This window comes from Aeromonas sp. ASNIH7, assembly GCF_002903485.1.
GTDB lineage: Bacteria > Pseudomonadota > Gammaproteobacteria > Enterobacterales > Aeromonadaceae > Aeromonas > Aeromonas caviae.
Genome location: NZ_CP026226.1, coordinates 1,957,348 through 1,969,362 on the forward strand (window position 1 = coordinate 1,957,348; position 12,015 = coordinate 1,969,362).

At 51.5% G+C, this 12,015-nt stretch carries 8 protein-coding genes and 4 pseudogenes; 9 read left to right on the plus strand and 3 right to left on the minus strand.

Going from position 1 to position 12,015, the window contains the following annotated elements; genetic code table 11:
• The first annotated feature begins 24 nt into the window (after positions 1 to 24).
• The 7 genes and pseudogenes from C2U47_RS09270 to tnpC form a co-directional block, all read left to right on the plus strand.
• A complete protein-coding gene (locus C2U47_RS09270) occupies positions 25 to 1,701 on the plus strand; it encodes a DNA phosphorothioation-associated putative methyltransferase (RefSeq protein ID WP_233735872.1) in 1,677 nt (558 codons plus the stop codon).
• 134 nt (positions 1,702 to 1,835) lie between these two features.
• Positions 1,836 to 2,921 (plus strand): DNA sulfur modification protein DndB, encoded by a 1,086-nt coding sequence (gene dndB, locus C2U47_RS09275; RefSeq protein WP_017786509.1) that lies wholly within the window; start codon positions 1,836 to 1,838, stop codon positions 2,919 to 2,921.
• Positions 2,918 to 4,018 (plus strand): DNA phosphorothioation system sulfurtransferase DndC, encoded by a 1,101-nt coding sequence (gene dndC, locus C2U47_RS09280; protein WP_233735873.1) that lies wholly within the window; start codon positions 2,918 to 2,920, stop codon positions 4,016 to 4,018. The genes dndB and dndC overlap by 4 nt, the downstream gene beginning before the upstream one ends.
• 13 nt (positions 4,019 to 4,031) lie before the next feature.
• On the plus strand, positions 4,032 to 4,553 hold the full coding sequence (locus C2U47_RS23250) for a hypothetical protein (protein ID WP_233735874.1): 522 nt from the start codon (positions 4,032 to 4,034) through the stop codon (positions 4,551 to 4,553).
• Complete coding sequence (dndD, locus tag C2U47_RS09285) at positions 4,543 to 6,036, plus strand: DNA sulfur modification protein DndD (RefSeq protein ID WP_233735875.1); 1,494 nt, start codon at positions 4,543 to 4,545, stop codon at positions 6,034 to 6,036. Before C2U47_RS23250 ends, dndD begins: the two co-directional genes overlap by 11 nt.
• A 202-nt stretch (positions 6,037 to 6,238) precedes the next feature.
• Positions 6,239 to 6,838, plus strand: a pseudogene (locus tag C2U47_RS09290) (ISAs1-like element ISAs12 family transposase); the annotation flags it as partial.
• Between the two features lie 99 nt (positions 6,839 to 6,937).
• Positions 6,938 to 7,911: pseudogene (tnpC, locus tag C2U47_RS09295) on the plus strand (IS66 family transposase); the annotation flags it as partial.
• Between the two features lie 14 nt (positions 7,912 to 7,925).
• On the opposite strand, the gene C2U47_RS09300 reads toward tnpC, so the two are convergent.
• The gene (locus C2U47_RS09300; RefSeq protein ID WP_103261600.1) at positions 7,926 to 8,957 is read right to left on the minus strand and encodes an IS630-like element ISAhy2 family transposase; all 1,032 of its coding nucleotides are present in this window, start codon (positions 8,955 to 8,957) and stop codon (positions 7,926 to 7,928) included.
• A gap of 93 nt (positions 8,958 to 9,050) precedes the next feature.
• On the opposite strand from C2U47_RS09300, the pseudogene C2U47_RS09305 reads away from it, so the two are divergent.
• Both C2U47_RS09305 and C2U47_RS09310 read left to right on the plus strand, forming a co-directional pair.
• Positions 9,051 to 9,527 (plus strand): annotated as a pseudogene (locus tag C2U47_RS09305) (IS66 family transposase); the annotation flags it as partial.
• 21 nt (positions 9,528 to 9,548) lie between these two features.
• A pseudogene (locus C2U47_RS09310) lies at positions 9,549 to 10,100 on the plus strand (ISAs1-like element ISAs12 family transposase); the annotation flags it as partial.
• An 85-nt stretch (positions 10,101 to 10,185) separates the two neighbouring features.
• Here C2U47_RS09310 and C2U47_RS09315 read toward each other — a convergent pair.
• Positions 10,186 to 11,136 (minus strand): IS1595-like element ISAeca5 family transposase, encoded by a 951-nt coding sequence (locus C2U47_RS09315; protein WP_103261601.1) that lies wholly within the window; start codon positions 11,134 to 11,136, stop codon positions 10,186 to 10,188.
• Between the two features lie 132 nt (positions 11,137 to 11,268).
• On the minus strand, positions 11,269 to 11,712 hold the full coding sequence (locus C2U47_RS09320; RefSeq protein ID WP_082034777.1) for a CopD family protein: 444 nt from the start codon (positions 11,710 to 11,712) through the stop codon (positions 11,269 to 11,271).
• Positions 11,713 to 12,015 lie beyond the last annotated feature (303 nt).

Here is a 12,015-nt window from a genome sequence, read left to right on the forward strand (position 1 = left end):
CAAAATGTTCACGCTCTCACCCTGATGCTGACCCCCGATCACTCACAGGCAGAGAGCTGTCGCCAGATCACCCAAGAGGGGGAGTTGGCAGGGCTTTACGATCATCCCCGCATGATTGGCTTCAAAGCATCGTGGGAGCGGCTTATCGCAAGACATGGATACCAACTGGTTGATGGACGCCTGTTTCGCACCTCCGCCCTGCCGCCCGAAGAGGGGGGCCCACAAATTGATCGCCATAAAACCGCGTTGGTTCGCCATGAACTCTCAGCCCCCATGAAGATGCTGGTACGCCATGGTTATCTCAACGGAGACTATGCGCTGTTTGATTACGGTTGCGGCCGGGGGGATGACCTGCGGGAGCTGGAAGCACACGGTATTGACGCGCTGGGCTGGGACCCGAACTTTCGCCCGGATGGGGAGAAGGTGGTCTCCCATCTGGTCAATCTCGGTTTTGTGATCAACGTGATTGAAGATCAAGATGAGCGAATGGAGGCACTGCTCGGCGCCTGGGAGCTGACCCAAACCCTGCTGGTCGTCTCGGCCATGCTGGCCAACGACAGCTTTATTGCCCAGTTCACCCCTTATAAAGATGGCGTTATCACCTCGCGCAACACCTTTCAGCGCTACTACAACCAAAGCGAGCTCAAGCACTACATAGACAGAACATTGGATGAAAATGCCATCGCCGTGGGGCCAGGCATCTTCTATGTGTTCAAAGACAAGCTCGAAGAGCAGCGCTTTTTGGCGCAGCGCCAACGCCGAAGCCACAGCTGGCAGCAGCTGACCTCGCCCACCCCCAACCATCAGGCTACTGCAGCACTGCTGATCGCTCGCCATCAACCGCTGTTTGAAGCCTTCTGGCAACGGGCGCTGACCCTTGGCCGAATTCCGGCCAATGACGAATTTGAACAATGCGACGAGTTAAGAGAGATAGCAGGCAGCCATCGCAAAGCCATGACCCTGCTTGGCCAGCATTTTGACCTTGCCCAGTTAAAGCAGGCCGAGCTGGAGCGGCAGCAAGATTTGCTGGTCTACCTGGCACTCAACCTGTTTGGCAAACGCCAAACCTATACCCACTACCCCAGCGAGCTGCAGCGGGATATCAAAGCCTTTTTCGGTGGCAACCCGCAGGCACAGCAGGCCGCCAAAGCACTGCTCTACCAGATTGCGGATATCGCCCTCATCAACCAAGCCTGCGAGCTGGCCCATCAACAGCTACCCAACAGCCTGCTCTATCCCAGCCATTCACTGCTGCTACACAAATGCTTTATTGCGCAATTACCGCCGCTGCTGCGTGTCTACCTCGGCGCGGCTTGCCAGCTCTACGGTGACTTGACCGATATCGACGTGATCAAGCTGCACATCCGCTCCGGCAAGGTGAGCCTGATGGGGTATGACGACTTCAGCAAACCCATCCCCCATCTGGTGGAGCGGGTCAAGATCAAGATGGCCGATCAGGAGGTCGACTTCTTTGACTACATCAATGAGCAGACCCGGCCACCGCTGCTCAACAAAAGCTATCTGATGGCACCGGATGATCCGAGCTTCAAGGCACAACGAGCATTGGAGCAAAGATTGAGCAAACTGCTTGGGATGGACCTGGAAACAGAGCATCACTTGAGTCGCCAACAATATGAATCAGCTCTCAAAGAGCAAAAAAGGCGAATTTCAGGCTTTCGTATTTGTAGCGTAAAAGAGTAAAATCAGCGCCCCAAAATAACGTAAAAACCACTTATTCCTCGCTAAAACCTAATCCACAGTCTTATAACAACATGTGATTACGTTAATTTTGACGTAAATCTAGACTTGAAGCAGGACTAGCCAGGAGCATCATCATGAACCACTTTGACGCTGACTACTGCTACTCATTCCCCGCAGTGCGTGGGATACAAGCCGGTCGCCCCTTCTATATCGCGACCTGCCCGATGCGCATCATCCCCAAAATTTTCAACTTCGATGAGAGCGAAGTCCCCCCTGAATTGCGGGCTCAACGCACATTGAACAAATCCCGGATCCCGGAAATGGTGCGATACCTCTTGGAGAATCCCAAGGATTACGTCTTCTCTGCCTTGACTGCGTCAATTGCTGTTGACGTCGAATTTGCTGAACACCCCGGCTCCAACAACCTGGGCACTTTACGAGTGCCCATGGATGCACAGATCCTGATCAACGATGGTCAGCACCGTCGTAAAGCTATCGAAGAGGCGTTGGTAGAGCGCCCCGAACTGGGTCAGGACAACATCCCTGTCTTGTTCTTTGTCGATGAAGGGTTAACCCGAAGCCAGCAAATGTTTGCTGATCTCAACAAGTACGCGGTCAAACCCAGTCCGTCACTGTCAACGCTCTATGACCATAGAGATCAAGGCTCTGAGCTTGCTCGCCATTTGGCTACCAGCATGGAGCCCTTCGTCGGGCTTACTGAGATGGAAAAGTCGAGCATCTCCCAGCTCTCCAGCAAGCTATTCACCTTAAGTAGCATCAAACAGGCAACCCGAGCCCTACTGGGCAAGGGACCTAAAGAGGGCTGTACAGATGAAGAGGCCAAGCTGGCGGCTCTCTATTGGAAAGCGGTCTACGACCAGATGCCGGATTGGCAGATGGCCAGTCGCAAAGAAGTATCACCCGCCCAACTCCGGCAGGAGTATGTCCATGCTCACGGGGTCGGCTTGCAAGCTCTCGGTATGCTCGGCCGCTTCTTGATAAGCGAGCATCCTGATACCTGGCAAACAGACCTTGGTAAGCTCAAGACCATTGATTGGCGCAAAACCAACCCGGAATGGATTCGCAGAACCATGTCGCATGGCAAGCTAAGCAAGTCAACCACCGCGCTCCAGCTTACCTGCAACGCACTTAAAACCTCACTAAACCTCCCCCTCACTCCCGAGGAGAAGGTACTTGAAGCTCAGGTTGTCTCTCAATGAACCCCTTGATTCAGGCCCATGATCTGGCCGATTACGAAGATTTCATCAATACCGAGCCCTTTGCCGGCCGCCCACTGGCAGAGTATGTAGCTGAAGTACAACGTATCTATTGCGCAGACAAACGTCCCTGGGTCATTGGTTATAGCGGAGGTAAAGACTCTTCTGCTGTGCTGACGCTGGTCTATCTGGCACTGCTGGGGCTACCGCCTGAACTGCGCCACAAAGATGTCTTTGTCGTTTCATCAGACACCCTGGTCGAGACCCCTGTTGTCGTCGATTTGATCATTCGGACCATGGATCAAATCGAAAAGGGCGCCAAACGCGATGCGTTACCCATTACCTCTCACCCTGTCGTACCCAAAACCCGTGAGACGTTTTGGGTAAACCTGCTCGGCAAAGGCTACCCTGCCCCGACTCGCAGCTTCCGCTGGTGTACCGAGCGAATGAAGATCAACCCGGTCAGTGACTTTATCAAAGACAAGGTCAGCCAGTTTGAAGAGGTGATCGTTGTGCTTGGCTCTCGCAGCAGCGAGAGTGCTTCCCGTGCCCAGGTCATTGCCAAGCACAAGATTGATGGAACCCGTCTTGCCCGCCATACCACGCTGGCCAATGCCTTCATCTACACCCCTATCGACACCTGGGATGTTGAGGATGTCTGGAAACTGCTGCGTGGCGCCTTCAAATACGCGCCGGATGATGTGGAAGAGTGGGAAAATCCCTGGGGCGGCAATAACCGCCCGCTCTGGACTCTTTATATGGACTCCTCGGGTCAGGGTGAATGTCCATTGGTCATTGATGACAGCACCCCCTCTTGTGGTAATTCACGCTTTGGTTGCTGGACCTGTACCGTTGTCACCAAAGACCGAGCCATGGAGAGCCTGATCCAAAACGGCGAAGACTGGATGCTGCCTCTGCTCAAGTTTCGTAATCAGCTAGCCCTGACCACAGACCCTGCGCAAAAAGATACCTACCGTAACTACAAGCGCCGCACCGGCAAGGTGAGCTACCAATACGCCAAAGAGGGTGAAGAGCTTAGCGCAGAGCGCAAGCACGTCCCCGGCCCTTATTGGCTGAGAATACCGCCAAGAGTGGCTTAAAGAGCTGCTCGAGATGGAGCATGACCTCAACCTGCGTGGCCACACCATTACTCTGATCACCAAGCCGGAGCTGCATGCAATTCGCCAGGAGTGGTTAACTGACCCTAACGAACCGGATTGGAATGACTCACTGCCAGCTATATATCGGGAAGTGTATGGCGAAGACCTCGACTGGCTAATCGACGATCAGTCACGCTTCAACGCCAGCGATGCCGAGCTGCTGGCACAACTAAGCCAGGGCTATGATGTCGAGCCCGAGATGGTGATGAAGCTGATAGAGCTCGAGATATCTCTTGAAGGGCTTAGCCGCCGCCAGGGCGTTTTCGCCAAAATAGGCACCATCCTGAAACAGGATTGGGGCAGCCTCGAAGCCATTGAGCAGAAACAGGCACAATTACAAAAGCGCAATGAGCGCGATCTCTATCAAGAAGAAGTGGAACAAATTGAACAGTCGCTTGCAGAATTGCAAAAACAATTGGCACAAGCCGACGATATGGCGGCACTGTTTAGTGAGGCAGTAAAAAATGATCATTAAGAAGTTGGTCTTACATAATTTTCGTGTGTTTCGTGGTCACCACGAAATAGAGCTGACCCCACAAAAACGTGGAAATGAGATCATTGATAGGCCTATCGTGCTGTTTGGTGGCCTCAACGGCGCAGGTAAAACATCGATTTTGTCAGCCATCCGTTTAGCGCTATATGGACGCCTGGCCTTCGATAACCTGATCCACAATCAGGACTATATTGACCAACTTACTGTACTGATCCATAACGGCGTCAGCGTCTCTCAGCAACCTAAAGATGCCTCGATTGAACTCGTGTTTACCTATAACCAGGGTGGCACTGAGTCTGAATTTACCGTTATTCGCAGCTGGAATCGCAATAAAAAAGACAGACTCAAGCTGCTGCAAAATGGGGTCGAGCTGGACGAGCTTAACTATGAGCAGTGCCAGGGTTTTCTCAATGAGTTAATCCCGCACGGTATTGCTGATCTCTTCTTTTTTGATGGCGAAAAGATCGCCTCATTGGCAGAGGATGAATCGGGCAAGATTCTGCAGACCGCGGTACGCCGCCTGCTCGGCCTTGATCTGATCGCCAAACTGCGCACCGACCTTGGCATCTATTTAAAGCAGCAAGGAGCCAAAGAGCTGGGCACCCAACAACAGCACAAATTGGCCGAGCTGGAGCAGAATAAAAAGCAGTTTGCCAAACAGGCCGAGCATTATCGATTTGAAGCTGACTTGGTGATGGCAAGGATTGGCCTTATTACCCAGGATATTCAGAAATATGAAGCCATGCTGGCAGCACAAGGCGGTGCTTTTGCGCGGACAAAAAATCAGGAGCAGCAGAAAGTAGCTGAACTGGTAAAAGAAAAAGAACAGCTTGAAAAGAGTCTGCGCCATGAATGTGATGGATCACTCCCCTTTGCATTGGCCCCCAACACCATGGCCAAACTGCAGCAACAGCTGGCCAGAGAAATAGAGATAAAAAGGGCTCGCAGCTTTTCCCAAGAGCTCAATCTTTTTCTCGAACAGCTTAAAGCCAATATCGGCTTTAAAGGTAAAGAGACGCTGGCCATCACAACCCAGGCGATCGAAGAGCAGCTTGACAGCTTTATGGCCAACAAGCCGCAAGGTGAAGTCCTCTTTGACATCTCTGAGCGCGAGACTCACGTCATCATCGCGGCAATCAGTGAGGATTGCCAACGAGCTTGGAGCAAATTTGATGCACAGCGTCGTGAATTGGCCGAGGTTGAACATCAACTGGAGCAAGCAGCCAGCAATATTGAACGAGCACCTGATGATGAGCAGCTAATGGATATTTTCCAAACCCTGCGAGACATGGACAATCAACGGCAAGAAGAGCGCCACAAATACAAGGCTCTGCTGGAACAAGCCAAACAAGCGGTAATGAATCAACTGGATTGCGCCCGCCAGATCCAGGGCGAGATCGTGAACATTTTGTTAAAAATTAAAAATAGTTTTTTGCCTACAAAACAAATACTTATAGGCCTGTGATATGCAGTTAACTTTATAGTCAGGATCGCCTTCACACTTTTTAATCGTCACTGCACGTCATTTCAGCTCAAAAAATGCGCATGAAATCCAAAAAATGATAATTTCCATGATTTCCATAGTTAACAATTTGCTCACATCCTCACCCTGAAATTTGACCTGGTGATCCGGCTGTGATCTCATGCTCCTTTTCAGGAGTGCTCTCATGTCTATTGATGCCGTTTTCGCTCAGTTCTTCGACAATATTCACGACCCTCGCCAGCATGCCAAGATTTATTATCCCTTCTACGATGTCCTGTTTCTCACCGTCTGTGCCGTGATCGGCGGGGCTGAGGGCTGGGAAGATATTGAGGATTTCGGCGAGGTTCATCTTCCCTGGTTTCAATCCAAGGGACTGTTTAAAAACGGCATTCCTGTCCATGACACCATTGCCAGGATCATCTCCGGCATCAAACCAGAGCCGTTTCAGGCCGCCTTTGTGCGGTGGACTCAAGCCATTAACCAGCACACCGATGGCGCCCTGGTCGCTATCGATGGCAAAACCCTGCGCAGTTCCTATGACCGTGAGGATCGAACGTCGACCATTCACATGGTCAGTGCCTATGCCGCCGCCAATAAGCTGGTGCTCGGACAGATAAAAACCGACGCCAAGTCCAATGAAATTACCGCTATTCCCGAGTTGCTGGCGCTGCTCGACATCAAAGGCTGCCTGGTATCCATCGATGCGATGGGGTGCCAGACCGAGATCGCCGAGACCATCCTTCAGCAAGGTGGCGATTACTTATTGGCCGTCAAAGGCAACCGTAACCGTTCACCAACCCCCCGTTGACAGCCGGATGTGATGATCGTCTCTTGATCCCCAATCCGGGGTTGATAGATCCTCCCAGGCCGTCAACATAAGCCCATGAACAAGAAAAAACTCTTCGAAAATGCAGCGCCACAGGCGCATGACCTCCTCGATGCCAACCGCATCATTCAGGAGCTCTGGAACAAGCTACGGGAGTACGAGGATCGTCTGGCTCTCTCTTCTCGTAACTCGTCCAAATCACCATCCTCCGACTCGCCCGCGGCTAAGGCGGAGCGAAAAAAGTTGCGACGCCTCGTGGCCGAAATCAGGTTGGCGCTCAACCTGGACACACGGGGCATCGACGAGAACTGAGTCCGCTGCAATCCACCGATCAGGTGGTTGCTTGCAAACCGGCATCCTGCTGCGCTGAATGTGGCGGCGAGGTCGTGGCCAATGCGGCGCCATCACTCCGCCACCAGGTGTTTGAACTGCCCCAGTTGCCGCTGGAAATCACCGAATACCAGGTATTCCACGGCCACTGTCAGCACTGCGATGCCCTCAGCAAAGGCGAACTGCCCAATTCGGCACCCAACGGCCAAATGGGGCCGCGGTTGCTCAGCCATATCGCCGTGCTAGCAGGGAAATATCATCTGAGTGTGCGCAAAATTCAGAGTTTGCTGCGCGATCAGTACGGCATGACCTTTTCGGTGGGCGCCATCTCGGAAGCCCAGGGGCGTATCAGCTCGATGCTGACCCCCATCCATCAAGCACTGAAACAACATATCCAGAAGGCGCCGATCATCCATGCCGATGAGACCACGCATCAACGCAATGGCGAGTCGAATACCCGGTGGTTGTGGTTGATGGCCAGCAACGATGCGGTGTTCCAGAACATTCGTTACTTCCGCAGTCAGGACAATGCCAAGCACCTGCTGGGGTCGGCACCCCACGGCGTCGTGGTCACCGACCAGTGCGCTAGTTACCACTGGCTGGATCCGACACGGCATCAATTCTGCCTGGCGCATGTCCAGCGCAACCTGCAAGAGATGGCGGATTATGGCGGCGGCGGTCAGACAGCCTACCTAAATAACTGATCCCAATAGTGCTACACCTTCGCTGTGCCATAGCCATTCCCCGGGAAAGGAGACACGGTATCCATGAAGTGTTTCACTCGGGCCAGCAGGTTTGCCATCCCTCTGCATTGATGATTGCGCGTGATGGTTTCATGTAACTTGTGCCATAGCCGTTCTATGTGATTAACCCAAGGGCTGTAAACTGGCTGGAACACCAGGCAGAACTTGGGATTCTTCTTCAACCATCGCTCGGTCTGTTTGCTTTTGTGAATGATGTAGTTATCGAGGATCAACGTGATGGTTTTGGCTCGTCGGTAGTGGTGGCGCAGCTTTTCCAGCATGGCAATAAACAGCGATGAGTTTTTCTTGATCCCGCTGACGTAAAGTACCCTTCCGTTGCCTGCGTGGAGAACGCCTGCCAGATAATGCTTGGCATTCTGCCCCGGTGTGACAACCCGCTTTTGCTGCGCTCTGAACATCCAGTCGGCTCCTAATTTGGGATTGAGGTCTATATCGACTTCATCCTCATAAAACACCGGATTATCGGCATCACAGCGGGCCAGCGCGGCGTCGATATTCGCCATTTTTTCCTGATAGGCTGGGTCTTTTATCCGCAAGGTCGGCACGGGCCTGCGCCAGACAATGCCCATACGAGGTAACCATCGGCGGAGCGTGGAGGCTGCCACATTGAGCCCTGTTAACCGATTGATTTTTATAGCCAATAGTTCAGTACACCAACGGCTGCGCTGATAACCAAAATCTTGCGGAGAAAACTGCATGAGCAGCACCAGTAGGGTGACAATCTTGGCGATAGGTAAGACTGGGGCACGGCCAGCCGGTAAGGCTTCTAGCGCTTCTATGCCTTCATCTCGATACCACCGAAGCCAACGACCGATGGTCGAGCGCGCAGCGCCGGTAAGGTGATGAACATCGGTGATCGTGCGTCCTTCATGTAACAGCAAGATGGCCATCAAGCGACGAGCATGTCCTTTATCACGGGTGGCATGGATGATTTTGTGAATGCGGCGCCGTTGTGGTCGTGGCAGAGGTGGTAGGATAGGCATCAACTCAGTCCTTTGGGTGTGGCTTGTTTTGTTTAGCGACTAATCAGATCGCACAAACTGGACTGAGTTCCCTTCCTCCGGTGATCTACTATTCGGAACAGCTATTTAGGACATCGGCTGGTCGTGCTGTTGAAGACGGTCTTTCGTACTCAGCACCGTTACGAGTCGGGGCTGATCGGTGAACAGATCAAACTCAGACGGATGGAGCGATTACGGCGCAGTATCAAGACGGTACTGGGCAAGGGGGCCGAGGTTCCCGTGCGACGTTATGCCGGTCGCTGCCAGCATATTCTCAAGTATGAAGCCGGGCTGTGGGTATTCTTGCAGCATCCGGGGACCCCGCTGACCAACAACGAGGCGGAGCGGTGTATCCGAGGCAGCGTGATCCTGCGGAAGATCTGCTTCGGCACGAGTTCAGACCGGGGAGACAAGTTCCGTTCGCGAGTGCTGTCGGTGATTGAGACGTGCAAGAAGCGCCAGCTGTCGGCACTCGAAGTGCTGTGCCGGATCGTCACAGCGGTCATGACAGGCCAGCCCTATCCTGACGTATTCAACCTGACCTCGGCTTAGTCAAGCCGGGGCCGGTGAACGGTTACAGGCAACCAACCCAAGTTGTTCGAGGCGGTTCGACAGGCCCTCGCCCCGCTGGCGGCCACCCCGTTATGCGCAGAGACGATGACGCTTGAGAAGGCTCATGGCCGCATCGATGGTCGTGAGTACCATGTCATGGCGGCGGGCGAGTTGGCCGCCCAGTTTCCTCATTGGAAACAGTTGCACAGCATTGGCGTGGCCATCTCCTATCGCGTTGAAAATATGCAAAAAATTACCATAGAGCAGCGTTATTTCATCAGTTCCAAAGCGTTGGTGCAGGATGAGTTTGCGCGAGCGGTGCGTGGGCACTGGGCCATCGAAAATAGCCTGCACTGGGTGCTGGACGTCACGATGGGCGAGGATGATTGCCCGATTTATCGCGGTGATGCCGCAGAGATTTTGGCGTGCATCCGGCACATGGGGCTGAACATGCTCAGGGCCGAGACTTCACGCAAGGCGAGCGTAAGACGGAAGCAAAAAATCGCAGGAATGAGCAGTGAATATCTGGAAACGGTACTCAATGCGGGTCTCAAAAAACTGGGTGAAATTTAACAAAATGTTCACGCTCTCACCCTGTATGTATGCCTTGTATTGGGTTAAGAAGAAATCACCACTTGGCATACATAATATTACCTGATTACCCATGACCCTCAGCCAGCTTCAAGAGCCGATATGGCATCGGAGGGCTTGCCACGACTGCATGCCCCAATTCAACAAACATACTCTTGAGGTCAAAACGATGATTAAACCGGAAGCAGTATTCAGCAAGATGCCTTGGTAAATGCTTCGCTCCGAGCTTATGACAACTGCCCCGCAGCGAGTTCTTCACATTCCCTATCATCGTGTTTACCCAGTTGAATGCCGGATGATCCAGCAAATCAAGGTTGCCCCCGGTGACAACACCCAGGTGCTCACAATTGGCCTCCTTGACCGCTTTGAAACAGGCCAATCCATCGGATATCACCGCGCTACCACTAGCAAGATGCCGTTTTGCCCAATCAGCAATGACGTTGGTTTTGAAACCATCGACCACCGTCATCCGCATCTTGATTGGATGCCCTTCCTTGTTCAGGGCTACTGCTGCCACAAACGGCGTCTTGCCTGCCGCGCCGCGACCTCGTTTGCCACCACGGCGCTCTCCACCCCAGTAGACATCATCGAGCTGAATGATGCCGCTGATGGGCTGCTTGTCATCGGACTCTTTCATGGCTTGCAGCAGCTTGTGCTTGAGCATCCAGGCGGTGTCATATTTGACGTCCAACTGGCGCTTTAGCTCCATCGCTGACAAGCCAGTTTTGGTCTGTGACAGCAGCTGCATCGCCAGAAACCACTTGGTCAGTGGGAGTTTGGTGTTTGCAAAAATCGTTTTTCCAGTCAATGACATCTGGTGACGGCAGTTATTGCATTGCAGCACGCGTGGCCGACTTTTCAGGCGACAGCAGGTCTTGTTGGCGCACTCAGGACAGATGAAACCGTTCGGAAAACGCCAAGCAAGCAGCGCGTTTTCGCACTGCGCTTCAGTGCCATAGTCCTTGAAAAAATCAAACAGGCTGTAGCCTTTCTGGAATTGGACTTTGCTTTTGGCCATGATCTCGCACCTCAGTAACTGTACGTAAGATCAGTATAGCTCGTGGTGACTGCTAATCATGGGTAATCAGGTAATATTATGCACCTAAGTGATGATTTATCTAACATTGCTTTTATTAGTTTCATTATAACTTTAATACAACCATCCTGTTCTGAATGAAACGCCTACAAAAACGAATAGGATAGATATGATCGTCACTGCTCGAATGTGCCATCCCATTAAAGCTAAATTAGACTCATTTAAATTCGGAATTACACGAAATCTAGCATTTATTGCAAAACAGGTAGTGAGTGTAAGTAATGCCAATTTAATGAGAATAACATTTGTAACCCTGTTATCAACGTTAAACCAATTTAGTACATCACTCTCAATGTTCAATGCCAGGTAAATACCCGTGACTATCTGCGTTATTAAGGCAGGCATTCCAATTCTCTCGTATACAGATTCAAAGTCTAGTAATATTTTCGTTGACGATTCCTTTAGTGCTTTAGGGAGAACTATTAGAGCGAGTATAATATGCCCGCCAGTCCAGATTGTTGCACCTAAAATATGCAAAAATAACGCAACTCCATGCATGTCAAACACCTTCGATGTTACACATTAAATTGGCATTCAGGATGTTCATTAAAGCACTTTTTGCTAATGATTTCTACTAAAAAAAATTCAGTAGTTAGTAACTGATTTAATTAAAATCACAGTAAGTGTGATGCATTATTATTGATGCTCTACATCACAATGCAAGATGTCTCTGAAAGATACATCTTGCATTTGGATGCAATGTATTTAATTGCACTCTTGATTTATATTTTTATATGATGGGAAAAATTTTTATATTAAAGTGGGATTACATTATCAAATGAGATCTTTGCCATTTTCTTT